At 40.1% G+C, this 26,567-nt stretch carries 24 protein-coding genes and 1 pseudogene; 6 read left to right on the top strand and 19 right to left on the bottom strand.

Features of this window, described 5'->3' with window-relative positions; genetic code table 11:
* Window positions 1-412: 412 nt before the first annotated feature.
* Window positions 413-688, bottom strand: coding sequence for a hypothetical protein (locus tag ACAY00_RS06705; RefSeq protein WP_371378980.1), 276 nt, complete (start codon window positions 686-688; stop codon window positions 413-415).
* 247 nt (window positions 689-935) lie between these two features.
* Window positions 936-1,946, bottom strand: coding sequence for an endonuclease/exonuclease/phosphatase family protein (locus ACAY00_RS06700; protein ID WP_371378977.1), 1,011 nt, complete (start codon window positions 1,944-1,946; stop codon window positions 936-938).
* A gap of 223 nt (window positions 1,947-2,169) precedes the next feature.
* On the opposite strand from ACAY00_RS06700, the gene ACAY00_RS06695 reads away from it, so the two are divergent.
* On the top strand, window positions 2,170-2,493 hold the full coding sequence (locus ACAY00_RS06695) for a hypothetical protein (protein ID WP_371378974.1): 324 nt from the start codon (window positions 2,170-2,172) through the stop codon (window positions 2,491-2,493).
* Between the two features lie 54 nt (window positions 2,494-2,547).
* Here ACAY00_RS06695 and ACAY00_RS06690 read toward each other — a convergent pair whose 3' ends face one another.
* The 6 genes from ACAY00_RS06690 to ACAY00_RS06665 form a co-directional block, all read right to left on the bottom strand.
* Complete coding sequence (locus tag ACAY00_RS06690) at window positions 2,548-3,267, bottom strand: SIMPL domain-containing protein (RefSeq protein WP_371378972.1); 720 nt, start codon at window positions 3,265-3,267, stop codon at window positions 2,548-2,550.
* 242 nt (window positions 3,268-3,509) lie between these two features.
* Window positions 3,510-3,851: a Fis family transcriptional regulator gene (locus ACAY00_RS06685; RefSeq protein WP_371378969.1), complete on the bottom strand. Its 342-nt coding sequence runs from the start codon at window positions 3,849-3,851 to the stop codon at window positions 3,510-3,512.
* Window positions 3,852-4,027: 176 nt separating this feature from the next.
* Window positions 4,028-5,494, bottom strand: coding sequence for a YfcC family protein (locus ACAY00_RS06680; protein ID WP_371378966.1), 1,467 nt, complete (start codon window positions 5,492-5,494; stop codon window positions 4,028-4,030).
* Window positions 5,495-5,815: 321 nt separating this feature from the next.
* Window positions 5,816-6,286 carry a GNAT family N-acetyltransferase gene (locus tag ACAY00_RS06675; protein ID WP_371378963.1) on the bottom strand — a complete coding sequence of 157 codons (471 nt, stop codon included), beginning with the start codon at window positions 6,284-6,286 and terminating at the stop codon, window positions 5,816-5,818.
* Window positions 6,287-6,444: 158 nt separating this feature from the next.
* Complete coding sequence (locus ACAY00_RS06670) at window positions 6,445-6,660, bottom strand: GDCCVxC domain-containing (seleno)protein (RefSeq protein ID WP_371378961.1); 216 nt, start codon at window positions 6,658-6,660, stop codon at window positions 6,445-6,447.
* Between the two features lie 99 nt (window positions 6,661-6,759).
* Window positions 6,760-7,071 (bottom strand): hypothetical protein, encoded by a 312-nt coding sequence (locus ACAY00_RS06665; protein ID WP_371378959.1) that lies wholly within the window; start codon window positions 7,069-7,071, stop codon window positions 6,760-6,762.
* 1,353 nt (window positions 7,072-8,424) lie between these two features.
* Here ACAY00_RS06665 and ACAY00_RS06660 point away from each other — a divergent pair.
* Window positions 8,425-9,189, top strand: a complete 765-nt coding sequence (locus ACAY00_RS06660; protein ID WP_371378956.1) for a hypothetical protein — start codon at window positions 8,425-8,427, stop codon at window positions 9,187-9,189.
* 126 nt (window positions 9,190-9,315) lie between these two features.
* Here the strand turns inward: ACAY00_RS06660 and pyrF are convergent, their stop codons facing one another.
* The 9 genes from pyrF to gyrA form a co-directional block, all read right to left on the bottom strand.
* Window positions 9,316-10,011 (bottom strand): orotidine-5'-phosphate decarboxylase, encoded by a 696-nt coding sequence (pyrF, locus tag ACAY00_RS06655; RefSeq protein ID WP_371378954.1) that lies wholly within the window; start codon window positions 10,009-10,011, stop codon window positions 9,316-9,318.
* Between the two features lie 5 nt (window positions 10,012-10,016).
* Window positions 10,017-11,186 carry a lipopolysaccharide assembly protein LapB gene (gene lapB / locus ACAY00_RS06650; protein WP_371378951.1) on the bottom strand — a complete coding sequence of 390 codons (1,170 nt, stop codon included), beginning with the start codon at window positions 11,184-11,186 and terminating at the stop codon, window positions 10,017-10,019.
* 6 nt (window positions 11,187-11,192) lie between these two features.
* Window positions 11,193-11,435: a lipopolysaccharide assembly protein LapA domain-containing protein gene (locus ACAY00_RS06645; protein WP_371378947.1), complete on the bottom strand. Its 243-nt coding sequence runs from the start codon at window positions 11,433-11,435 to the stop codon at window positions 11,193-11,195.
* Window positions 11,436-11,553: 118 nt separating this feature from the next.
* Window positions 11,554-11,841, bottom strand: coding sequence for an integration host factor subunit beta (gene ihfB, locus ACAY00_RS06640; protein WP_371378944.1), 288 nt, complete (start codon window positions 11,839-11,841; stop codon window positions 11,554-11,556).
* 201 nt (window positions 11,842-12,042) lie between these two features.
* On the bottom strand, window positions 12,043-13,701 hold the full coding sequence (rpsA, locus tag ACAY00_RS06635; protein ID WP_371378941.1) for a 30S ribosomal protein S1: 1,659 nt from the start codon (window positions 13,699-13,701) through the stop codon (window positions 12,043-12,045).
* A 126-nt stretch (window positions 13,702-13,827) separates the two neighbouring features.
* Window positions 13,828-14,508: a (d)CMP kinase gene (cmk, locus tag ACAY00_RS06630; RefSeq protein ID WP_371378938.1), complete on the bottom strand. Its 681-nt coding sequence runs from the start codon at window positions 14,506-14,508 to the stop codon at window positions 13,828-13,830.
* A complete protein-coding gene (gene aroA, locus ACAY00_RS06625) occupies window positions 14,508-15,833 on the bottom strand; it encodes a 3-phosphoshikimate 1-carboxyvinyltransferase (RefSeq protein WP_371378936.1) in 1,326 nt (441 codons plus the stop codon). Before aroA ends, cmk begins: the two co-directional genes overlap by 1 nt.
* 109 nt (window positions 15,834-15,942) lie before the next feature.
* Entirely contained in the window at window positions 15,943-17,031 is a 1,089-nt protein-coding gene (serC, locus tag ACAY00_RS06620; RefSeq protein WP_371378934.1) for a 3-phosphoserine/phosphohydroxythreonine transaminase, read from the bottom strand.
* A 114-nt stretch (window positions 17,032-17,145) separates the two neighbouring features.
* Complete coding sequence (gene gyrA / locus ACAY00_RS06615) at window positions 17,146-19,848, bottom strand: DNA topoisomerase (ATP-hydrolyzing) subunit A (protein ID WP_371378931.1); 2,703 nt, start codon at window positions 19,846-19,848, stop codon at window positions 17,146-17,148.
* A gap of 386 nt (window positions 19,849-20,234) precedes the next feature.
* On the opposite strand from gyrA, the pseudogene ACAY00_RS06610 reads away from it, so the two are divergent.
* The 4 genes and pseudogenes from ACAY00_RS06610 to nrdA all read left to right on the top strand — a co-directional run.
* A pseudogene (locus tag ACAY00_RS06610) lies at window positions 20,235-20,363 on the top strand (hypothetical protein); the annotation flags it as partial.
* Between the two features lie 346 nt (window positions 20,364-20,709).
* Window positions 20,710-21,426, top strand: a complete 717-nt coding sequence (gene ubiG / locus ACAY00_RS06605; protein ID WP_371378929.1) for a bifunctional 2-polyprenyl-6-hydroxyphenol methylase/3-demethylubiquinol 3-O-methyltransferase UbiG — start codon at window positions 20,710-20,712, stop codon at window positions 21,424-21,426.
* Window positions 21,426-22,082 (top strand): HAD family hydrolase, encoded by a 657-nt coding sequence (locus ACAY00_RS06600; RefSeq protein ID WP_371378927.1) that lies wholly within the window; start codon window positions 21,426-21,428, stop codon window positions 22,080-22,082. The genes ubiG and ACAY00_RS06600 overlap by 1 nt, the downstream gene beginning before the upstream one ends.
* A 491-nt stretch (window positions 22,083-22,573) precedes the next feature.
* The gene (gene nrdA, locus ACAY00_RS06595) at window positions 22,574-24,844 is read left to right on the top strand and encodes a class 1a ribonucleoside-diphosphate reductase subunit alpha (RefSeq protein ID WP_371378925.1); all 2,271 of its coding nucleotides are present in this window, start codon (window positions 22,574-22,576) and stop codon (window positions 24,842-24,844) included.
* Window positions 24,845-25,240: 396 nt separating this feature from the next.
* On the opposite strand, the gene ACAY00_RS06590 is transcribed toward nrdA, so the two are convergent.
* Window positions 25,241-25,471 carry a GIY-YIG nuclease family protein gene (locus ACAY00_RS06590; RefSeq protein ID WP_371378922.1) on the bottom strand — a complete coding sequence of 77 codons (231 nt, stop codon included), beginning with the start codon at window positions 25,469-25,471 and terminating at the stop codon, window positions 25,241-25,243.
* Between the two features lie 570 nt (window positions 25,472-26,041).
* On the bottom strand, window positions 26,042-26,422 hold the full coding sequence (locus tag ACAY00_RS06585) for an STAS/SEC14 domain-containing protein (protein ID WP_371378919.1): 381 nt from the start codon (window positions 26,420-26,422) through the stop codon (window positions 26,042-26,044).
* Window positions 26,423-26,567: the final 145 nt, after the last annotated feature.

The raw sequence follows: 26,567 nt of genomic DNA, 5'->3' as shown, positions 1-26,567 counted from the left end.
AAATCTGGATAAATACTTAAATCGTATGAGTCAAGATAACCCTGAGTTTCTTTCTTTTAGATCCAAAAGGTACTTAGAGTCTTTGGCGGCAGATATCGCATAACAATATCGGTTGAGAGGGATTTGCCTTCCGATGAGCTTGTTTATGCTTTACGCTACGCTAGTACAAGCCTCCCCCCGCTACGGTCAGTCCCTCACCGCTAGCGTTACAGAACGTTTGCTTTTGACAATCTCACTAATTTGTTACGAATGCCTGAACGACTCTGAATGGCACAAAACGGTCATTGACCATTCAACAATTAACGCTAATAGAGCAGAAAATAAACAGTGGCGTATTAGGTAAAAGTAAAAATAAAACAGAAGTCAAAGGGTAAGCTTTGATTTCTGTTTGCACTAAAGGCGGGCAGGAAGCCTAGTCGTCGTTTTTATTCACCACCATTCGAACACAACACCCTGGAGTATTGGCTAAGCTGTTTAATGGATTACTGTCATCACACTGAGTTGGTGTTGTTGCCAATTTATTGGTCGTTAAATTTTCGCCACATTGTTGGCATTGAGGATGATTGGGCGCAACAATGGCCTGACAATTTGAGCACTCAAAGACATTTGCATTGAGTGCTTCACAAGCATCACAATACTCTTCAAAATCTGCAATAGGAAAAGCGCAGCGTTTACAGGTTTTCATCATCTTTATTCACCTAACCATTATTAGAGCGGGTATTATGCAACGCCTGTAATCAAAAGGGTTATTAAAATATAAGGTAATTTTGTTACCAATTGATATTTATCAAGATGAAACGTTACATCCGTTGCAATGCTCATATCATACTAGAAAATGTCTATGTTAAGTACCGTATTATTTTATACGTGATAGCCGCTCACTTTATATCTGACCGATTAATTTGTGGGTATATTATCCCTATTTACAACGGCATTTAACGCCTTAAAGTAACCGTTACCGACACCACCCCATGATCACTGCTATAGCCATCTTGTTCAAACTTAGGGCTAATCAAGTGCTGGTCATAGGTTTCATAAGCAATAATTTCAAAAGTGCTTTTTGCATAACGAGTATCAAATTCTCTTGAAAATAAAATATGATCCAATACAGAACCCTTGTTGCCATAGTAGTGGGTTGGCGCTCTGTCAGCATTAGTGATGTTATTATCGCTATCGATAAATAAGTTCCACGAATCGTATAAGGTGTATTGGTTAAACTCTTTAGAAGATAAAGATTGGCCAAAATCTGTGGTTAAGTGATTAAGCACACCATCATTTAATTCGGTATTAAAATCCCCTAATACCACCACAGGATTTTGGCTTTGATGTCGCCTTAAGACCACATCCATCATCAACGAAGCGGCTTCCGTTCCCCGTTGAATCGATGCTCCCCAACTGCCTAATACTTTACATTGAGCTCTTTCAAGATTGTTATCGGCTTTAGGCTTGTCTTGATCAGCCACAAACTCAATCAAATCACGCTTTGATTTAAAATGAAGTACATAACAATCACAATCGCCAATATGCGGTAAGGTTACTGTTGCTCGCAAAATTTTTCGTTTAAGTTCAAAATCGGCTGCCAAGCCCAATAAGGCTTTAACCTTTTCGTTGGCTGTTAAGCCCACTACGTTGCTGATAGGGTAACGAGATGCAATGGCAACAACAGGTGCCGAATAAATAAAGTCGTCTTCGCATATGGGCGCATCGACTACAGCAAAGTAAGTGTAGCCCAAGGCATTCATTTGCTGCTTTAATGCGTCAATCGAAAACACTTCTTGAAACGCGATCACATCAGGTTTATGACTGGCCAAATAGTTATGGATCCAACGTTGTTTTATTTGCCATTGTTTTTCTGAGTAGATATTTTCAAAATCATAGTAAGCATTCGGTGGTTCGATATAGTTACATAAATTAAATGTGGTAAAAATTATTTCAGTGCTGATCATGGCAAATTTAAATCCTAATTAGGCCAACAAAAATGGCGAAAAGCACCTTTAACCTTAGCTAAAGACACCTAACATATAAACTTAATACCATGATTTATGTAACATTTTAATGAAAAAACAAAAGAAAAATAAAAATATTTTGAATTAAATAAGTTAAACTTTTAATAAGGTAAAGGAACAAGTATTGATAAGTGAATGCCAGCAATACATTTGAGGTGGTGAGATGAAAACCTTAAAAAGAACCCCTTACATACAAAGTTTAGTGAACAACTACATCCATGTTGAGAAATCTGATACCAACGTGCTGATTTACGCCACCATCATAGATTGGCCACTGCCCCATTCCCCAAAAACCGATACCAAGTTGGTAAAAACATTAGCCCCAAACTCACCTGAAGAGGACATTGACCTGGCCATTGACAGCGTGTTGGCTAACCCTCGATTTTTTACCACTTGCAAAAAATGCAACACGTTAAACCTTATGGGGCATATGTTAGACGATGAACTCTGTCTTGACTGCGCTGAACAGCAAGGGACGATATTTTAGTTCATCAACTTAAATACATAGCCCCGCTTATCTTGATACCATGCGCCCCCGTATTTAGTCAGAAAGGTAATATTCAACCGTTGAAACCACTCGTATTTTCTTAATATGTGGATTATTTTTATCACGATGACTAATGCTAAATTGGCCTTGTGAGGCGCGTTTAATTTTACCAAGCTGACTTTGGGAATCTGTTGCAAATTTTTGCGCGACTTCCCTAGCTTGTCTTGTCGCCTCTTCGACCATCTCAGGTTTGATCTCGTTCAAACGAGTAAATAAATATTCTATTTGAGAACGATAATCTTCGCCAGTAAACACAATTCCTTGTTTGCCAAGCTCTGAAAGTTTGCCCATTACGGAGCGCACGATATCAATATTTTTTGAATAAACGGTCACCGTTTGCGAGGCTGAATAACGAAACTCATTGCTTACATTGTTGTTGTATTGTTGAGCTAATTTGTCGCTAATAGCCGGAGATGCAAAGGTGATTTCGTCATTATTAATGCCATTTAAGACTAGGAAAGCGACGATATTGTCGGTATTGTTTTCTATGCCCTCATACAAGGATTCAAGATCATTCCCCGCGGTAATAAACTGTATTGGCCAAATAACAATATCGGCAGGATAATCGCGCTCCGATAAACCTTTTACAGTGACACTGCGCTCATATTGTTTAAATTCAATTGCTGCATTTGCCAGTAAATAGCCTAGTAGGGTAAAACCCAAAGCGACAAAGGCCCCTAAAATAAACGCCGAACTCTGATTACTTTTTTGCACACTCCCCTCCCTTTACCATGAAAGTAAAGAATAAGCTAAGGTTCGTACCGACAAGATAAATACCAAGTTAATAAAAACCAAAGCTAAGCTAAGTTAAGCTAAGTTAAGCTAATTACAGCATAGGAAATCAAATCAATAGAGACAACGATAAGAGGCAGAAAAAGGTCAAATAAAATGAAGTGGTTTGTTTGAGATAGAAAGAAGGTTTAAACCAAGCTCATTTAGGCAATAACTGCTTGCTGTTAACCAAGTCTTTTCGCCCAATTGCCATTATGATGTTTATCGCAATTTTCTTCGCTATCAAATAAAACATGATTCTTAATATGTTTCACCATTATATTTAAATGCTGAAGCTCTGACTGTATTAATGACTGCAACTGATTATTATCATCGGATAACAGATAACAATCTAAGCTCTCATTGGTATCAAATACACAGACAATTTTTAAACTGTTTGGAAAGTTTGAATAATTCACCACATGCGTCAACCACAAAAAACCCTCAATATCTTTTAGTGCCGTTTCACACACTTGGGTTAAGACGAAACGAAGTTGATTATCCAGTTTTTTATCTGATTTACGCATAACCTAATGATACCTAAAGCCTTATTATACCAATCCCACTAAGTCTTTGCTCACTCAGCGAGAATATAAAGGTTTTTAGACCCTTACAAAGAGTAGAACTGTCGATATACGACGGCAATAAAAAAAGCCATAAGCTTAAAGCTTATGGCTAACGAATTTAATGGTGCTTAAAGAGGTTAACCAAACATGGCCGCCAAATACAGCACAATGATGGTTACCACAAAGATGATCGCAATAAATGGCATAACCCACTTAATGAAACGACCGTATGGAATTTTCGCCAACGCTAAGCCGGCAACCAAATGCGCCGCCGTTGGAGCAAATAAGTTAATAATCCCACTGGCCGACTGATACGCCGTGATCATTAAATCACGACCTACGCCAGAAAAATCTGCAAGTGGTGCCATTAATGGCATTGAAACCGTCGCTAAACCAGAGGTAGACGATATAAAGAAGCTGAGTACGATATGAACCAAATACGCGACCACCACAAATACCCCGCTTGATAAACCGCCAACCATGCCTTCTGCCCAGTTCAAAATGGTATCGATGATCATACCATTATCCATGATCACAAAAATGCCGCGGGCAACGGCAACAACAAGGGCCACACCCATTAAGTCTTTCGCCCCTTCTAAGAAAGTGCCGACAAAGTCTCTTTCACCCATACGGTTTAATAGGCCAATCAAAATAGCCGATGTAAAAAACAGCGTTGATAATTCATCAAACCACCAACCAAGGGTTGGTACCGCATTCACCCCTAAATCTGACCATGGAATAACCCCATAAATCATTAATAAGAATGTACCTGCAAAGATACTCATGGTCAGCTTTTGCTTACCAGTAAATTCACTCACGTTGTCGTTTACATGCGAAAACTCGTCGTTAAAGGTAATATCTGCAAGAACCGATTTATTTTTATCCGCTTTGATTTTAGCCGCATAGCGCATGACAAAAATGGATGTGATGGTAATTAGTATAACCAATTGAATTAGACGAAGACCAATACCCTCGCCAATAGAAAGGCCAGCAAAACCAGAGGCAATACCCGTTGCAAATGGATTAACCGTTGACGATAAAACACCAATACCCGACCCCAGTAAGATAACCCCTGCAGTCACCATTCTATCGTAACCAGCGGCGGTCATCACCGGTAAGATAACCGCCCAAAAAGCAACGGTTTCTTCGGCTAAACCAAAAGTAGAGCCACCTAGAGCAAATAACGTGATAAGTACTGGGATCATTAATTGTTCTTTGCCTTCAAACGCTTTGACAATAGCGACAACACCAGCATCCAACGCCCCTGTTGCCATTGTTACCGCTAAAAACCCCCCGATAATCAAAATAAATAGCGAAATATCAACGGCTTTGTGAAAACCTTGGATAGGCGCTTTTAGCACTTCAATAACCCCTTGAGGTGATTGTTGCAACTCGGTAAACGTATTTGGAACAGGTAATAATCGCCCATCACCTGAATAATCTTTCACATCTTGGGCGAGAACAATTTGATCTGTGCCTTCTACCACATAGTTGTATTTACCGGCGGGCAAAATCCAGGTAAGTGCCGCCACCATCACAATAATGGAAAACAATATTGTATAAACGGTGGGCATTTGAAACGTTTTTTTCGGGGATGCATTCACGATTGAGTATTCCTCTAATTGATTAAGGTATCGCAGTCATTACTAATCAATAGCACTGAGTATTGTACAGTATGTATAAAGGCGCAATTTTAATGGTTTTTACCCTACTTGGGCAATCAATTGATGGTTTAATTTATCTTTCTTACTCAAGGTAACGATTTATCTAGAAAATAAAATAACAGTTAGCGAAAAATTAACCAGTTGAAATGGTCAGCTATCGCACCATATCACTTAAATACTCTAAATTGGTCATCACCATTGACAAGGCTGTTTATTAAAGGAGATTAACGACAAGTTTCAAATAGCTCATCATGACAACAGCTAAATGGGTAAAATGATTCGTTCCATTACAAAATTTTGTAAGCTGACACCACGGACGTTAACGGTTTGCGACTTCACAACGTTAAAGTCAAAGTGTGCAAAAAACGGCTTTGCGGACAAGCTTACCTGGGAATACAGCCTATTCATTTTTCTGGATTGAGCCAAAGCGATGATATGGCGCATTAGATGGCCGCCTACGCCCTGACCGATGTACTCTGTCGCGCAGTAAAAATGGTCGATGTAACCATCATCTTGAAGGTCGGCATACGCGGCGATATTTTCGTTAATGGTAACAACAAAGGGGTTTAGACTTTGCAACTTTTGTTGCCATTGATTGGGCTGATATTGACAAGGAGCCCATGCTTTCACTTGCGCCAATGAATAGTCTTTTATGCAATATTGTCTGATTGTTTGAAAATGCAGTTGCCACAAAGGTTGACAATCAGATATGTTAAATCTTCGTATTTGCAAAATGTTCTCCTTTCTCCTTTCTCCTTAAGCAACATACAAGCTGTCTATAATCAGCTTTACTGATCCTTTAATCGCTGACTTCTCAGCTTAACTCGTTTTAGCGCCCTTAAATTTTTCATATTGATTATCGTTAACACTGTTTAAAGAATATTTATCTCTTAAGACTCTAAACAGCAGTTATTACCAAGCTGAATAGGTGGACATTTTATTGAACCGAAAGAGCAAAAGACACAACAATCACCACGTAATGGCCTTAACAGGATATGGCACTTTTGGCATTGGTAATAACATTGGCAAGCATTTGTTGGCATGGTTTCGACCTTACTAAACCCACATTCGGGGCAGGTGATTTGAGATTCCAATTCAACTTGCATATAGCCTCTTTAAATATTCGACAGTGTATTAGCTGAGTAGGTTAAGCAGAGCAAGCACTAGTAGCTAGAGTGGCTAGTGTGTTTTAAAAGCCAGTGTTGTTATTTCACCAAGAAATTAAAATTAACAAAAGTATAGTCGTTGTCGATTTCTGAGATGGTGATCTCCGACCCTTTCATAAAGCTTGGACAAGCCATCACAATCGCTTTAATTTCTTCCTCAGATAACATGCTAATTTCGCGACTAACAAAGATAAAGCTTTGGGCGGTAATGCCCTCAAATTGCCAAGTTTGAAGTAATGCTTTAAACCCTGCTATCTGAGTTTTTTGCTCTTTAATAATTTTTGTACAGGGATCAATACGTAAATGGTCAAACTTACTATAGTTTTCACAACGTTCAATGGTCACAGTCATTTACTTAAATTCCTTTTGTTTCAATGATTTGCCATACCCATTTTAACCAAACCTTGACTAGTCTGACCAGCATTTTTTTTTAAACTTTATGATTAAAGGGTAAATGTTGTAGCCTGATCTCTTTGAGCATTGACTAAACGCTATATTAAAACGGCTGATATAAATATGATTCTAGCTGTTCTAGTGCCTTTGTTAATGAATGTTATTAAGCTCTTTGCAGACTTATGAGCCTTGAGAATATGAGCGGTGCTGAACTTGAGTTGGCCGACATGTGGTTGATGAACTTTTCCTTTTACCCTGCATCTTGCTACAAATTAATGGCCAAAATTACACTTCAGTAACGGTAATTTTAGGTCGTTAGGGTATCATTGTCATCGTTAACTTTTTAGTTTTCCTCCCTGAAATACTGTTTAGGCCACCTACATTAGGTGGCTTTTTTTTGCCTAATTATTTTTAAACCGACTTAAAACAACCGACTTATATCGCCTAACCTTACGCACCAGAAAACCCCATTAACATATTTTCCCCAACAAGGTTTTGCATAACTTTACAATTTATTAACGGTAAAGCATTTCTGTATCGGTATAATCCATATCGTTAACTTTCATAGTTTTCTTCCCTGAAATACTGTTTTTTGGCCACCTAGCTTAGGTGGCTTTTTTTTAACTATTTTTCACCAACTTTGTACCCTGACGTTCAGATTTTTTTGACTTTTATAGTAACCAAATTATTAAGATTAACAATCGATACAACAACGCCTTCTAAGGTTTACATCTTACTGACCCCAATATGTTCTTTGTACGGTATTTCTTGGTTTAGTCTGCTTTTAGAAGTTTCTTCATTGTAAAGTGTTTTTAGCCAGAACCTGCAGTGTGAGCACAGTTCAAAAATGAACAATAAAAAGATGTCTGAAAACTTTTATAATAAATTAAAATTTGATTGAACTTTATCAAAAATATGGCATCTGATATTTCAGTTAACGTAATATTTTCCTCCCTGACTTTATAGCCACCTTTATAAGGTGGTTTTTTTTTGCTTTTTCAACCTTCTTTATTTTTTACAAAGCAGCTTCCAACACGGTTTTTCGACTAAAGTATTTGCCACTAAAGCGATTAAGTATTCTGGTATTAAAGGCACAATATAGGTTTCTTTGCTATCTTTTAAACGAACGAATCCATCAATATAGGGCCTTCTTGCACCCTTTCATAAACAAATTTTAAATCACAATTAAAGTAGTCTTTGCAGTATATGTTTTAACAATATGCAAGAGTGTTCTTTTGTATTTATGAGCGTACAACACTCGTGATCTCGAGATATTAGCTCTATAAACAATTACTTTTAAAGGATCAAACCATGAAACAACTATTTATCCAAATTTTCCTGACCAGTGTCCTCGCTTTATTCTGCCTAAGCGGGATCTCCTTTGCCGAAGATGCCAAGCCTAAATCATTAGCAGATAGCTGGATTGTTGTCCCTAACGCAGGGCAATCAGAGCAATTTGAAGCCGCGCTCAAAAAACATCTAACGTTTCGTAAACAACAAGGCGATACCCGTCAATGGCACACTTATACCCCAGTTATTGGTAAAAATCTCAACTACTATGTTATTCGTTCATGTTGTACCGCATGGAACGACGTAGATGCATATAAACAATGGGGTGATGATAAAGAAGTGGGTAAGCATTGGATGAAAAATGTCGATAAGTTTGTCCAAAGCTATCAACATACTTACAACCGACTTGATTTTGAAAACAGCAAATGGGATGACACCAAAAAATATAACTACTTTGGCGTCAACCGAATGACCCCGATCCCTGGTAAAGGAAGCGAGATAAGAAAGTATAAAAAAGCGATCAGTGATAATGCCAAAGCGATGAATTGGCCTTTTTCTTGGTCTTGGAGTTGGGAAATTGGCGGAGACGAGAACCTAATTTTAGTCTTTCCTTATGAAAGCTACGCCGATATGACACCGCCAGAAAAGCCTTTCGCCACCGCGCTTGGTGAACACATGAAAGATAAAGATAAAGCAATGGAAATTCTTAAAAACTGGTCATCAAGTTTTAGTCACACTACGTATACGGTGTATGCTCATCGAGAAGAGTTGTCGATGAAAAAATAGCTTCGGGTTGGAACCCCGTGGTAAGCGAAAAATATAGGATCGCTAACTTAGGCAACGAGTGCAGAAAAAAGGCTTTGTAGCACTACCACAAAGCCTTTTTTAAAAACTACGAAAATTTAAGCTTAATTAAGCGATTGAACGGTTAATCTCTTGAAGCACTGCATGAGGGTCTTCTGCCTTGGTAATAGGACGACCTATGACCAAGTAATCAACGCCTAAGTCTATCGCTTGTGGTGGCGTCATTATGCGTTTTTGGTCGTCCACCGACGCCCCAACAGGACGAATACCTGGGGTCACGAGTTTGAAGTCTTTGCCTAGGGTTGTTTTAAGCATCTCAGCTTCTTGCGCCGAACACACCACCCCATCCAAACCGGCTTGTTGTGCCAACGTCGCAAGTTTTTTAACCTGTTGCTCTGGGCTAATGGTAATGCCTAATTCAGCCAAATCATCTTCCGACATGCTGGTTAAGACAGTAACCGCGATAAGCAATGGTGCTTTATCGCCATAAGGTGCAAGCGCTTGTTTCGCTTGTGCCATCATTTTGCTGCCACCGCTAGCATGCACATTCACCATCCACACCCCTAAATCAGCGGCAGCGGCGACCGCTTTTGCCACCGTATTTGGAATATCATGAAATTTTAAATCTAAAAATACGTCAAAGCCTCGACTGGTTAAGTTTTTAACAAACTCAGGACCAAAATGAGTAAACATTTCTTTTCCGACTTTTAATTTACAATCCTGCGGTTGAATCTTATCAACAAACGCTAATGCTTCGTCTTGCTTGGCAAAATCCAAGGCTACAACAACTTTGGCATCAGACATATATTTTACTCTCCTTCTAGGCCCCTAACTGGTTTTAATTGTTCCCAATCATGACAAGATGGGCACGACCAGTAATGGACTGTACTGTTAAACCCACAATTACGACAACGGTATCTGGGTCTTATTTTTAGGTAGGCCGCAACCAACTCTTTAATAACATCAAGGCTTTGCTTTGATGCATCATTATTGTTTTGGGCAAGTTGCATTTTAACAAAATGCTTAAAACCACGAATGGTTGGGCGACGGTTAAGTGCCGATAAAATGAATTCTTCGGCCTTTTGAGGTGATTCCTGCTCGGAAACAAACTCGAGGTATTTGATTAATGCAGTGGTACTGCCTGTTTTATCATATACTTGCTTGATAAATGGATAAAACTCTTCCTGATGATCACTTTTGGCAAAACACGCTTGCATTTTATCAATGACATCAGGAAAGAATTCTTTGTCTTGATAAAAAATTTCTTTATAACACTGACAAGCTTCGTTGTATTGTTCGCTGTTTTCGTACACTTGAGCCATCAATAGATTTGCTCGACTGGAGTTTGGATCAAGCTCTAACGCCATCTGCAATAGCTCAAGTTCTTTAATATACTCTTCTTTGGCCATTGCAAGGGCGGCAAGTTCGCAATAAAAGTTAGCCAATACATGCATCAAACGTTTGTCTGCTGTCTTTAAAACCGCTTTTTTTAATCCAATGCCCTTATCCCAATCCTTGGTTGATTGATAAATTTGCAACAAATAATTAAGGGACTTATTGCCATAGGTAGGAGTTTTGAGCAGTTTTAAAAACATTTTTTCGGCCCGGTCATACAAACCCGCAGTATGAAAGTCACGACCCAGTTCAAATACAGCTTGTTGTTTTTCTTTGTCAGACAACATGGGTTGACGGACTAAGTACTCATGAACCTTTAAGGCGCGGTCCAATTCCCCACGTTTGCGAAATAAATTGGCCATCGCAAAATGCGCTTCAACGGTATCGTCTTCAACTTCAAGCGCTTCTAACAGATATTCTATTGCTTTGTCGTGTTGATTCGATAACAGATAGTTTAAGCCAGTAGAATACTTAATAGTTAAAGCATCTTTGGCGTGTTGTTTTTTTTGCTTAATACTGTTTCTGCCCATAAACCAACCGTAAGCGACGGCAACAGGGAGCAAAAGAAAAAGTAATTCGTACATAAAAAACTATTTATCCGACGACGCGATGGATTTTTTACGTCTTAATTTACGCGTTAATGCCACTATGGTGACAAAGAGCGCGCCCATGAAAAAACCGGTAAGGGTAAAGATACTGACCGCCATCGCGACAGACATATTGGTTGCGGCAATAATGTAATTGAGTTCGATGATTTGTTTGTTTTGACTGCCAAAGATCAATGCCACCAATAGCAACGCGAAAAACAATAATAAGGATATGATCAGTTTCACAGGCAGCTCTCTATTTTTGTTATGGCGATATCATCGCAAAATTGAACCCCATTATAAAAGAAATGGGGTCAGGTTAAAATAATTTTAACCTGACCCCATACATTTGCAAAGTAAAAGCTTATGTCAAAGACATATTGACTCGCTCTCGTAATTCCTTACCGGGTTTAAAGTGAGGAACATACTTACCGCTTAACTCTACAGATTCACCAGTTTTTGGATTGCGACCAACACGAGGCGCACGATAGTGTAGTGAGAAACTGCCAAAGCCACGTATTTCAATACGATCGCCACTTTCTAGGGTATTGGACATCATTTCGATGATTTCTTTTATCGCTACTTCTACATCGCGAGCTGATAAATGGTCTAATTTATCGATTAAATTCTCAATCAGTTCTGACTTGGTCATTTGACCTCCGTAGTAATGAGTTTAGCTGTACTGTCTGCCTGGGCTATCTGGTTTGTATAAGTATAATTAGTGTAGACCATGAATTTCATTATAGTAAAGGCGTAAGCCTATAATTTAGATACAAAAAAGCCGCTAATTATAGCGGCTTTTTAATGAATTGGTCAATTATTTATAACAACTGACAAACTCGAGTATCAACAATTAACCTTTAGCGTTTTTGAACGCTTCAGCCATTGCACTTAAACCAGTTTCTTCGGTTTTGTTAATGTTGTCGATTGCAGTACGCTCTTCGGCTTGATCTTTCGCTTTGATAGATAAGCTGATTGAACGGTTCTTACGGTCAACACCAACAAATTTAGCTTCAACAGAATCACCAGCTGATAATTCAGTAGTTGCATCTTCGATACGCTCAGCAGAGATATCAGCTACACGGATGTAACCTTCAACGCCTTCACCTAGTTCAACTTTAGCACCTTTAGCGTCAACTTCAGTGATGGTACCAGTAACGATAGCACCTTTTTTGTTGTCAGCTAAGTAAGTGTTGAACGGATCGTCTTCAGTTTGCTTAACGCCTAGAGAGATGCGCTCACGCTCTGGGTCAACTTGAAGAACAACAGCTGAGATCTCATCGCCTTTCTTGTATTCACGAACGGCTTCTTCACCGCTATTCCAAGAAATGTCAGAAAGGTGAACAAGACCGTCGATACCACCGTCAAGACCGATGAAGATACCGAAGTCAGTGATTGACTTGATCTTACCAGATACTTTGTCGCCTTTGTTGAAGTTCTTAGCAAACTCTTCCCATGGGTTCGGGATACATTGCTTAAGGCCAAGAGAAATACGACGACGTTCTTCGTCGATCTCAAGAACCATAACTTCAACTTCATCACCCAAGTTAACAACTTTAGATGGGTGGATGTTTTTGTTAGTCCAATCCATTTCAGAAACGTGAACAAGACCTTCAACGCCTTCTTGGATTTCAACGAAACAACCGTAGTCAGTTAAGTTAGTTACGCGACCAGTAAGTTTGGAACCTTCTGGGTAACGGTTAGCAATTGCTGCCCATGGATCTTCGCCTAACTGCTTCATACCTAGTGATACACGGGTACGCTCACGGTCGAACTTAAGAACTTTAACTGGGATTTCATCACCAACGTTAACGATTTCACTTGGGTGCTTAACACGCTTCCAAGCCATATCAGTGATGTGTAGTAGACCATCGATGCCGCCAAGATCAACGAACGCACCGTAGTCAGTAAGGTTCTTAACGATACCTTTAACTTCTTGACCTTCTTGTAGGTTCTCAAGAAGTTGATCACGCTCAACACTGCTTTCTGATTCGATAACAGCACGACGAGAAACAACAACGTTGTTGCGTTTTTGGTCAAGCTTGATAACTTTAAATTCTAGGTCTTTACCTTCTAAGTGAGCAGTGTCACGTACTGGACGTACATCTACTAATGAGCCAGGTAAGAACGCACGGATGTTGCTAACTTCAACAGTGAAACCGCCTTTAACTTTGCCGTTGATAACACCAACAACAGTTTCTTTTTCTTCGTAAGCTTTTTCAAGGAACTGCCAAGCTTCGAAGCGTTTGGCTTTTTCACGAGAAAGAATAGTTTCACCGAAACCATCATCAGTTGCATCAAGAGCAACGTCAATTGCGTCGCCAACAGATACTTCTACTTCACCAGCAGAGTTTTTGAACTGGTCAATAGAGATAACTGACTCAGACTTAAGACCTGCATCAACGATAACGTTGTCTTTGTTTACAGCAACAACAGTACCTTTAACAATTGAACCAGGACGTGTTTCGATTTCTTTTAAACTTTCTTCAAAAAGTTGTGCAAAATTTTCCATAACTTGTATATATACTCAGTTATTAATCCAATCAACATACGTGTATCATGGGGTAGTTAAATTCACTTCGTGCATCCATGCAGTAAGCGTTTGTAAATGTTAGTTAATTAAAGCTAAATCAATGATTTAAGATAGCTTTTCATTTGCAAATAGCAGAATTTTTTCCACTACTTGCTCAATGCTTAATTCGGTAGAATCAATAATCAACGCACCTTCAGCCGGAACCAGCGGTGCAACAGTGCGATTCTGATCGCGCTCATCTCGCTGACGTATCTCGTCTAAAAGGCGCCCGATGTTAACATCAATCCCCTTTTGTTGCAACTGCTTCATGCGTCTTTGCGCTCTTTCTTCAGCGCTGGCAGTTAAAAAGATTTTTACCGGCGCATCAGGAAAAACCACAGTGCCCATATCACGTCCGTCAGCTAATAGCCCCGGCGCTTCTTTAAAGGCGCGTTGACGCCTAAGTAACGCTTCTCGTACACGCGGAAAAGCTGCCACTTTTGAAGCCAACTCCCCTACTTCTTGGGTACGAATGTTATCGGTTACGTCTTCGCCTTCTAAGATCACTCGCGGTTCATCTGCATCGACAATTTTAAACTCGACGTCCAAATGCGACGCTAACGGTATAATGGCATCTTCTTCGTCTACATTAATACCATGGTGTTGCGTTGCCACAGCGAGTACTCGGTAAATGGCACCACTGTCTAAAAAGTTCCAACCCAACTGTTCAGCAACTATCCTGGATACTGTCCCTTTACCTGCGCCGCTTGGACCGTCGATAGTAATTAATGGGATTTTTTCATTCATTAACGCATTTCCTGATTAATTGTTAAACCAACTTCATTCGCCAAAGCAACAAAACTTGGGAACGATGTCGCAACGTTTTCACATTCCAATATCGTAATTGTACCATTAGAACGTAATGAACTGATAGCAAAAGCCATGGCAATTCGGTGATCGTCTTGTGAATGCACCGTACCGCTACCTATTTGCCCACCGACAATGTCGATGCCATCAGCAACAACCGTGCAATCAATGCCTAATATTTCAAGCCCATCTGCCATGGCTTGAATGCGATCACTTTCTTTTACCCTTAGCTCTTCTGCGTTTCTTAGTCGGGTTACCCCTTTGGCACAAGCGGCAGCGATAAATATCGCTGGAAATTCGTCGATAGCCAATGGTACATCGGTTTCATCAATATCGATACCGTGCAGTTGGCTAGCATGCACAACTAAATCGGCTACTGGCTCAGCGCCTGCTTGTCGTTGATTGATTATGTCAATGTTAGCACCCATTTTAGTGACGATGTTTAGCACCCCAATTCGCGTTGGGTTCATGCCGACATTACGAAGTGTAATACTGCCTTGTTTGGCAATAAGACCGGCAATAATAAAAAACGTCGCAGAAGAAATATCGCCCGGCACATTAATGTCACAAGCGGTTAGGCGATGACCGCCCTCTAATGACACTTGATTGCCATTTACCAACACTGGGTAGCCAAAGGCTTTTAGCATACGTTCGGTATGATCACGAGTGATCCCAGGTTCGGTTACCGTTGTTACTCCATCAGCATAAAGGCCGGCAAGCAGTACGCAAGACTTTACTTGAGCACTGGCCATTGGCAATTCATAGTTAATCGCCGACAACGCATTACCAGCACCAATATTAATCGGTGGCGTACCATCGTCACTGGCGCTAATATCGGCGCCCATTTGGCGCAGAGGATTCACCACTCGCATCATAGGGCGTTTATTAAGTGAGTTGTCCCCGGCCATTTCAGAGGCAAATGATTGCCCCGCTAAAATACCTGACATTAAGCGAATGGTGGTGCCAGAATTTCCGACATTTAATGGCTCTTTAGGCGCGGTTAAACCATCAATACCATTGCCATAAACTGTTACTTCATTATGCTCATTGGGCCCTTCAATCTTAACCCCCATCGCTTTAAAAGCACGCATGGTGGCAAGACAATCTTCGCCGGGTAAAAAACCGCTGATTTTGGTCACACCATCGGCTAATGAACCAAACATAATGGAGCGATGAGAAATGGATTTATCACCTGGAATGGTAATATCACCTTGGATGACATCGCCAGGTGCAGTGACGAAAGTCAATGTCTGTTGATTTGACATGAAAATTCCTTATACGACAGAACTGTTTTGCTCGCTATAGTTTTGCGAGCGCACAACCATAGCGGGCGAATTTATTTTATTGTTATTGTTATTGTTTGATTTTGTCGCTTTATGCGTTATGTTGCTCAGCAAATTTTTGCATAAAATCGACTAATGCCTGCACACCTTCTATTGGCATAGCATTATAGATACTGGCTCGCATGCCACCAACACTGCGATGACCTTTTAAAGCCAACAGACCTTCGGCTTCGGCTTGGTTTAAAAACTCGGCATTTAAAGCGTCGTCTGGCAAGTAAAATGGCACATTCATTTTACTGCGATATTCTGGAGCAATACGATTACTGTAAAACGCACTGTTGTCAATATATTGATATAAAAGGTTGGCTTTTTTATCGTTTACTTCGCTAATCGCTTCAACCCCACCGAACTGTTTTAGCCAATCAAATACTAGGCTGGCTAAATACCATGCATAGGTTGGCGGGGTATTAAACATAGAGTCATTTTCAGCGGTGGTTTTATAGTCCAAAATAACCGGTGTTGTCGATTGGTGTTTGCCGAGTAAATCTTCACGTACAATGATAATGGTTAAACCCGATGGACCAATATTTTTTTGCGCACCCGCGTAAATTAAGCCAAATTTAGATACATCAAATTTGCGCGATAAAATGGTTGATGACATATCGGCAACCAAAGGTACGCCCCGTGTATCTGGTACATCAAACAATTCGATACCATCAACTGTCTCATTGGGACAATAATGCACATAGGCTGCATCTTTTGATAAGCCCCACTCGCTTACAGGCAATACGGAAGTTTTGCCCGCCGTCGATTGAATCGCATCAATAACGCGAACATCACCGTATTTTTTGGCCTCGGTTACCGCGCTTTTAGACCACGAACCAGTAACGACATAATCAGCACTTTGGCCTAAACCAAGTAAGTTCATCGGCACCGCAGCAAATTGACCACGTCCACCGCCATGACAAAACAATACTTTGTAGTTATCAGGAATCGACATCAACTCGCGTAAATCGGCTTCAGCTTGCGCCGCAAGTTGCATAAACGGTGCTCCACGATGGCTTAACTCCATCACTGAACAACCGGTATTATTCCAATTTAAAAATTCAGCCTGTGCTTTTTTCATCACAGCAGGTGGTAACATGGCAGGACCAGCACAAAAATTATATACCTGAGTCATCTTCTGTTTCTCTATTATCTGAATATCAATGCTTACCTTGTGGCATTGATGCGTTACATCAACAAAAAAAATGAGCGGTAAAAACCGCTCATTTTATTATTTATACACGTTTAATTATTCGGCTTCATCGGCAGCCGACTCATTATCCGCTGCATCAGAGCCTAAAGATGATGGGTTGTCACCTTCTACAACAGTGTGTTCTTCATCTGCTGTGGGCGTGTCTTCCTCATCAATTTCTTCAATTCGTTGCAACGCAACAACTTTTTCATCTTCTGCAGTACGAATCAAGCGTACACCTTGCGTATTTCGACCAATGACGCTCACTTCATTAACACGGGTTCTTACCAGAGTACCGTTGTCTGTGATTAACATGATTTCGTCATTTTCGTCTACTTGCACGGCGCCAACCACCGGACCATTACGATCGCTTACTTTAATTGACACCACACCTTTGGTCGCACGGCTTTTCGCTGGATACTCATCTAATTCGGTACGCTTGCCGTAACCGTTTTCAGTAACCGTTAAAATAGCACCATCGGACTTAGGTACAATCAAGGATACAACCTTTTGGTTACCTTCAAGTTTAATACCGCGAACACCCGTTGCCGTTCGACCCATTGCACGAAGTGCATGCATAGGTTCGCCCGTTTCAGGGTCAAGCTTAACGTCACCAGTTTCAGAATCTTTTAGCATCTCGTTAAAGCGTACCACTTTACCTTCGTCAGAGAACAACATAATGTCGTTGCTACCGTCGGTAATATCAACACCGATCAAGGTATCGTCATCACGTAAATTCAACGCAATAATACCGTTTGCACGAGGGCGTGAATAATCGGTTAATGGTGTTTTCTTAACCGTACCTGAGGCGGTCGCCATTAAGATGTATTTGTCTTCTTCGTATTCACGTACAGGTAAAATAGCCGTTATGCGCTCGTTCTTCTCAAGCGGCAGAATATTAACGATAGGACGACCTCGAGCAGTACGAGTTGCCAACGGTAACTGGAATACTTTCAACCAATACATTCGGCCACGGTCAGAGAAACATAAAATGGTATCGTGAGTGTTTGCCACTAATAGACGTTCAATAAAGTCTTCGTCTTTCATTTTGGTAGCGGCTTTACCTTTACCACCACGACGCTGTGCTTCGTATTCTGATAACGGTTGATACTTAACATAGCCTTCATGCGATAAGGTCACCACGACGTCTTCTTCGGTGATCAAATCTTCTAGTGACAAGTCATGTGATGCCAGTGAAATTTCGGTACGACGGTCATCGCCAAATTCATCGCGAATCAACTCTAACTCTTCACGGATAACTTCCATTAGGCGTTCAGGGCTAGCAAGAATATGCAATAGTTCTGCGATAAGCTCTAATAAATCTTTGTATTCGTTAAGAATCTTTTCATGTTCAAGGCCCGTAAGCTTATGTAGACGTAAGTCTAAGATAGCTTGAGCTTGTTGCATGGTCAGGTAATATTTACCGTCAACAATACCAAAGTTTGGTTCAACCCACTCTGGTCTTGCCGCATCATCACCTGCTCTATCAAGCATTTCTGAAACCGCACCTAACGACCAACCTTGTGATAATAACGCGGTTTTCGCTTCTGCTGGGGTTGGAGATTGCTTGATTAACTCGATAATTGGGTCAATATTGCTTAGCGCAATCGCTAAACCTTCAAGGATGTGAGCACGTTCACGGGCTTTGCGTAAGTCAAAGATGGTGCGACGAGTCACCACTTCACGACGGTGTAGTACAAATGCTTCAAGCATTTCTTTTAAGTTGAATAAACGTGGTTGACCATTATCGATAGCAACCATGTTGATACCAAATGATACTTGCATTTGCGTAAGCTTATATAAGTTGTTCAATACAACTTCACCAACTTCACCACGTTTGACTTCAACAACCATACGCATACCGTCTTTATCAGACTCGTCACGTAACGCTGAAATACCTTCAAGGCGTTTTTCTTTTACCAGCTCTGCCATTTTTTCAATTAGGCGAGCCTTGTTAACTTGGTATGGTAATTCGTGAACGACAATCGTTTCACGACCTGTAGAGTCGTCAACTTCGATTTCTGCCCGAGCACGAATATTTAATTTACCACGACCCGTTTTATACGCTTCATGAATGCCTGCAACCCCACTGATGATCCCCGCAGTTGGGAAATCAGGGCCAGGAATGTATTCGATAAGCTCGTCAATGGTAATTTCATCGTTGTCAATTAACGCAATACAGCCATTAATAACTTCATTTAGATTGTGCGGTGGAATATTGGTTGCCATACCAACGGCAATACCAGAAGAACCGTTAACCAATAAATTAGGAACACGCGTAGGCATAACTGCCGGCATATATTCCTGACCATCGTAGTTTGGTACGAAGTCTACGGTTTCTTTTTCTAAATCAGCCAAAATTGAATGCGATATTTTTTGCATTCTGATTTCGGTATAACGCATAGCAGCAGCAGAATCACCATCTACCGAACCAAAGTTACCTTGCCCATCAACAAGCATGTAACGCAGTGAGAATGGTTGAGCCATACGTACAATAGTGTCGTATACAGCGGTATCACCATGAGGATGGTATTTACCGATTACGTCACCAACAACACGGGCTGATTTTTTGTAGCCCTTATTCCAGTCATTTCCTAAGTCGTGCATAGCGTATAAAACGCGACGATGCACTGGTTTCAAACCATCACGCACATCGGGTAATGCACGACCTACAATTACACTCATGGCGTAATCTAGATAGGAGGTTTTTAACTCATCTTCTATATTTACTGGAACGATTTCTTTAGCCAGATCGGTCATAAAACGATGCTTTCCCTAAATGTAAGCAAATTTGCGAAAATTATTATTATCGAGTCAGGATAGGAGCAATAATTTTGCTTATCTCTGCACGGTCTTATTACGAGAGCGATTTACACTGTCGCCAGTTTGTGTTCGTTTGCCAACTACTTTTGACAAGGGCATTGCCCACAATACAAACACCTAACCTTGTAATAAAATTTAAAAATAAAATGTACCACGATGAACCTAAGATGTGTACCTTTTTTACAAGTTCAAAATCAAATCTCGCAACCGCTCCTTACCCAAAGTTTTTTTTCACCGAACAAATCATTTTGCAAATAAAATTTGCAGGTTAAATTTTATCCGCTATTAATTTAATACAGAGATTATAAAAATAAGTAAATACAATGGCCTGCATAGAAATTAAGAAAGTCACCGTATTATATTATAAGTCGTCTAATACCAACCCAAAGTGCACCCTGTGCCAAAAGGTTATGATGTGCCCAGTTGCCCCTACTGGTAGAATAATTATTAAAGATGAATTTAAAATGAATAAATCCATTGTGGCGGTTTGTGAAGGCGAAGTGAATTTACTAGCCGATGATAGCAAGCCTACCATTGTCACCCCGCAAGTGCGGGTTAAATAATTCGAGTAAAGAGCTGATTGGCTTTATTACTACCGCTTTTGGCTTACTTTTTATCCCCTTAAAATCCACCCTGTCACATTCTAAGCCAAAACATTGATGTTACCCTAAGCACTTCGATATATTTTTACAACTTATATAGGTGACTGTGTTAAACCTAAATAATTATTTGAAAAGCTTTGTTATCTGAATCAGTTTGGTTAAAATCAGGCACAAACAACATACAGTGCAGTTAACCATGTCTAAAGATTTTAATGTTAATCCAGAAGAAATCGCCAAGTTTGAAAAGGTCGCTCACCAATGGTGGGATCTAGAAGGTGATTTTAAACCATTACACCAAATTAACCCGTTACGAAGAAACTTTATCATTTCACATGTCGGCAGTTTGCAAGACCTTAATGTGATTGATGTCGGTTGTGGCGGTGGCATTCTTGCTGAGAGTTTAGCCCGCATTGGCGCGAATGTGACGGGCATAGATATGGGTCAAGAGCCACTAAACGTCGCCAAACTTCATGCCCTAGAATGCGGGATTGAATTAGATTACGAAAAAATCACCGCCGAACAAAAAGCACAACAGCAAGCTGGCCAATACGACATTGTCACATGTATGGAAATGCTTGAGCACGTACCCGACCCAGCATCAATTGTGCGAGCTTGCGCTGATATGGTAAAACCCGGTGGTTATGTGTTTTTCTCCACCTTAAATAAAACCGCTAAATCATACCTTTTCGCCATTGTTGCTGCCGAGAAAGTTTTAAAATTGGTCCCTCAAGGCACGCATGACTGGGACAAGTTTATTCGCCCATCACAACTTATCGGATGGGCTGAAGAAGCAGGGTTAAAATGCTTTGACAGTGCCGGCATTCACTACAACCCAATCACAGACAACCATAAATTAGCGGATGGTCTAGAAGTGAATTATATACTGGCTATGCGCAAACCCAAGGAAGATTAATGAACAAAATTGAAGGGGTATTATTTGACTTAGATGGTACTTTATTAGATACCGCCAAAGATTTAGGCGAAACCCTAAATTTTATCTTGCAACAGCATGACATTGCCCCTTTATCATTTCACCAATATCGTATAACGGCGGCCAATGGGGTTAAAGCACTACTAGAACTGGGGTTTAAAGAGCAATTGGTAGAGCTCGATATCAACAACCTAATTCAGCAGTTCTTTGCGCATTACCAGCAAAATATCGCTCACCACACCAAATTTTATGATGGCATCGAAGCGATGTTAGACAGTTTGAACAATAGCAACATTCCTTGGGGGATTGTGACCAACAAACCAGGCTTTTTGACCACCCCATTATTAGCCCAATTTGATATTTTTGCTCACAGTAAAACCAACATCAGTGGTGATACCTTATCGCGACGAAAACCTCACCCAGAGCCGATGCTGTTGGCCGCCAGTGAGTTAAACATCCCTTGCCAACAAATCTTATATTTGGGCGATGCCGAACGTGATATGCAAGCAGGTAATGCGGTCAATATGACAACCGTTGTTGCAAACTGGGGCTACATTGATGAACCTGAACCATTGGCCGCTTGGCAAGCGGATCATATTATCAATAAGCCCGAACAACTTATGCAGTTTATAAAATAATCAATTTGAACAAACATTGACTAAATTTATAAGCCATTGTTTTTAATAGAATTAAATATTTTTATCATTTTTAGTTATAAAGCTCAAAAAATTTCATCTAAAAACTATTTAAAAAATTTTTAGGCGAATAATTTCTAAAAAAAAATATTGATTTTTCACATTTACATAAAAAACAAGGCTCTTCTAAGTAAGTTAACACTAACAGCAATAGAGGTGATAAAAATTCATTTATAAACACCTCTATTTTGGGGTTGCATTCAAAGTGAAACCTCATTATCTTGTGATAACACACAGCGATAAACCCTATATGTTGTGTATTATTTTTAAACAACATATGTAGTAGGAAATCGTCATTAGCTTCAAAGATTGAACAATCTTAGTACCATTTACCGCTTTGGCGGGGTAAAAAATGAAGCTTATATTCTCGTTTCCACTGTAATCGATATAAACATAAAAATTAGAACTATAAAAACGAAATTAACAGGTCATTCATGAATACTAATCTCTCTGTCACCAAACGTGACGGCAATAAAGAACCCATTGATTTAGACAAAATCCATCGCGTTATTGACTGGGCAGCGGCAGGACTTGATTCTGTGTCTGTCTCTCAGGTTGAGCTAAAGTCACACATTCAGTTTTATGATGGTATTAAGACCGAAGACATTCATGAAACGATTATCAAATCAGCCGCTGATTTGATTTCAGAAGATGCCCCAGATTATCAATATTTGGCGGCACGCCTTGCTATTTTCCATTTGCGCAAAAAAGCCTATGGTCAATATGAGCCACCGGCCCTTTACGAACACGTTGTAAAGTTGGTCAATGCAGGTAAGTATGATGCGCACCTGTTGGCTGACTATACGCCTGAAGAGTTCGCTCAAATGGATCATTTTATTGACCATGATCGCGATAAAAACTTCAGCTACGCTGCCGTAAAACAGCTAGAAGGTAAATATCTCGTACAAAACCGAGTGACTGGTGAAATATACGAAAGTGCACAGTTTTTATATATTTTGGTTTCTGCCTGCTTATTTGCTAACTACCCAAAAGACACTCGTCTTGAGTATGTTAAAGGCTTTTACGATGCGATCTCTAAATTCAAGATTTCATTGCCGACACCTATTATGGCCGGTGTGCGCACGCCAACACGACAATTCTCATCATGTGTACTGATTGAATCAGGTGACAGCTTAGACTCAATTAACGCAACGACCAGCTCGATTGTAAAATATGTATCACAACGTGCCGGTATTGGTATTAACGCCGGTCGCATTCGAGCCTTAGGTAGTAGCATTCGAAATGGCGAAGCCTTTCATACAGGTTGTATCCCATTTTATAAGCACTTTCAAACGGCGGTTAAAAGTTGTTCTCAAGGGGGTGTTCGTGGTGGTGCAGCAACCCTATTCTACCCGTTATGGCACCTAGAAGTAGAAAGCTTACTGGTTCTAAAAAACAACCGTGGGGTAGAAGAAAACCGTGTTCGTCATCTAGATTACGGCGTGCAATTTAACAAAACCATGTACCAACGTTTGATCAAAGGCGACTATATCACCTTGTTCAGCCCTTCTGATGTGCCTGGTTTATACGATGCTTTCTTTGAAGACCAAGACAAGTTTGAACAATTGTACACGCAATACGAAGCCGATGATTCAATTCGTAAGAAACGCATTAAAGCCATTGAATTATTCACCTTGTTCGCACAAGAACGGGCAAGTACAGGTCGTATTTACTTACAAAATGTTGACCACTGTAATACCCATAGCCCGTTTGACCCAACGGTGGCACCGGTTCGTCAATCAAACTTATGTCTAGAGATTGCTTTGCCAACAAAACCATTGAACGACATTAACGACCCTGATGGTGAAATTGCGCTATGTACGTTATCAGCCTTTAACCTTGGTAAACTTGAAAGCTTAGATGAGCTTGACGGTTTGGCTGATTTAGTGGTTCGTGCTTTAGATAGCTTACTCGATTACCAAGACTACCCTGTACCGGCCGCTCGAAATGCGACCATGGGTCGTCGTACTTTAGGTATAGGCGTGATTAACTACGCATACTACCTAGCTAAAAATGGTGTATTTTATTCAAACGGAAGTGCGAATAACTTAACCCATCGCACCTTTGAAGCAATTCAATACTACTTGTTAAAAGCATCAAACCAGTTAGCCATTGAACAAGGTGCCTGTCCTAAGTTTAATGAAACACGTTTGGCTCAAGGTATTTTACCAATTGATACTTACAAAAAAGACGTCGATAACATTTGTACCGAAAAACTTCACCTTGATTGGGAAAGTTTACGTGAAAGCATTAAAGAGCACGGTGTTCGTAATTCGACTGTGTCAGCGTTGATGCCATCTGAAACGTCATCACAAATTTCAAATGCGACCAATGGTATTGAACCACCGCGTGGACTTATCAGTATTAAAGCAAGTAAAGATGGGGTGTTAAAGCAAGTTGTTCCAGAATATGAACGCTTAAAGCATAACTATGAATTACTTTGGAATATTCCAGATAATACCGGTTACCTAGAGTTAGTCGGGATCATGCAAAAGTTTGTTGACCAAACCATTTCGGCCAATACCAACTACGATCCGTCAAAATTTGAAAACGGTAAAGTACCTGTTAAACAAATTTTAAAGGACATGCTATTAGCCTACAAACTTGGTGTAAAAACCATGTACTATCACAACACACGTGATGGTGCCGACGACAGTCAAGGCGATATGGAAGATGATTGCGCAGGCGGTGCATGCAAGATATAGGCGGTTTGTTTTTTAAACAAATGATGTCGAGTACACAACTTACATGATCTGTACTGAGCGATAAAAAGGTGAAGCGTAAAGCTTCACCTTTTTTGTTTTCACTGCCCCACAGCCCCAACATAACATTTATTTTTTCGGCTCTATTAGCGTTAATTGTTGTTTAAAGTAACTAGTTTGACTTTCAAACATTTACCTGTAAATTAAACAATAGATATGGCGGGCACCGACGTCCGCTTTGAGCGATTTGAAGCCTGATGCGTATATAGACAAAAAGCGCCGTCATCCCACCATGCTTTTGGGTGGGATCTCCTTACGCATACAGTGAGTAAGAAAATCGATTTACTATAGTTCCTGATATAAATCTTTCCACTTAGGGTTTACTCTTTTAATAAGTCTTTATTTCCATGACCTCTGCCACCGTTTCAACCTTTTCTCTCGATAAATAGCACTGTCGATGTCATCAAACAGTTCAAAATAAACTAACTTTTCTAGATTATATCTCTTGCTAAAGCCTTCAGTAAGTTTCTGTTTGTGTTGCAATACTCGTTGAAGTAGATTGCTAGTAACGCCAACATAGATAACAGTATTGGATTCGTTTGAAATAATGTATATGGCTGGTTGTTTCATGTTTGAAGTCCTTTTCAAATATATGAACAACTATAGTCGATAATTAAACGGTGAAGTAAAATAGACACTTCGAAACTGGTAAAGATCCCACCCAAACACATGGTGGGATGACATGCACGGATGCACTAATGCAGGAAGGCTCATGGATGAGCGTATTCTTTCTGTGACGTGCACTGTTTTCGATAGTGTGCATGCTTCTTTGGTGCTCTTTTTTTGAAAATGTGAACGACTCTGATAGGCACAAGACGATCATTGGCCGTTCAACAATTAACGCTAATAAAGCCTATTTTTCGCACTTAATCACCGTTGTTTACAACTAATGCCATAACCGCATCGATTGTTTAAAATTGTTTATCGGGAAAGACCCTAAGGATATAGAGCGATGTGGGCATCAATGTAGTCGTTACGCTAACAACAGGCTAAATATTGCTTGCATAACATACGGCGAGAAGAAACAGCAAGACAAAATAGCGGATCACAGATGCCCTCTTGTGCCTAAATTCATTCAACGATATTAAAATGATAACTTCTCAGTGGCTTTGAGCGAACACTATGCGCTCATTTCATAAGCTAGGGTTGTTGTTTTAACCATAATAAGGCGCTGTCAGAGTCGTCGAAGTAGTGCACTTTACCACCCACAAACCAGCCTCCTATTTTTGCTGCGATCTCCATCCAAAACTGATGACCGACAATGGCGATATTATGAAAGCGTTTACCATGTTTTAATCCAAGCTTTAAATCATCCCACATTGCTCTCGCTTCCCAACCAACCATTTCAGTGCCATCAAACAGAACATTAATATTGGCATCTTTGTGCTCTTGCACGGCTTCATCGATCATCGGAGTAATTTTTTCATAATCGAGATGCGTTAGTTTCCCAGTTACTTTTATCGCCAAGTAAATACACTCATCTTCACTTAAAATTTCAATTTTTAATGCATGACTTTTCATTTTCAATATTCCTTCAAAGTAATAACGTTTAAGCCGTTCATCCTTGAAATATGGTGTTCATAACAACTCAAACTGAGGTTTAACTTGCTCAAAGTACGCCAATGTTTGAGTGACCTATGTAAATACTAACGCAAAATAACGTTTC

The organism is Thalassotalea sp. 273M-4 (assembly GCF_041410465.1).
In the GTDB taxonomy this organism is placed as follows: domain Bacteria; phylum Pseudomonadota; class Gammaproteobacteria; order Enterobacterales; family Alteromonadaceae; genus Thalassotalea_A; species Thalassotalea_A aquiviva.
The sequence above is the reverse complement of the archived record's forward strand: the minus strand, read 5'-3'. Positions and strand labels throughout refer to the sequence as shown.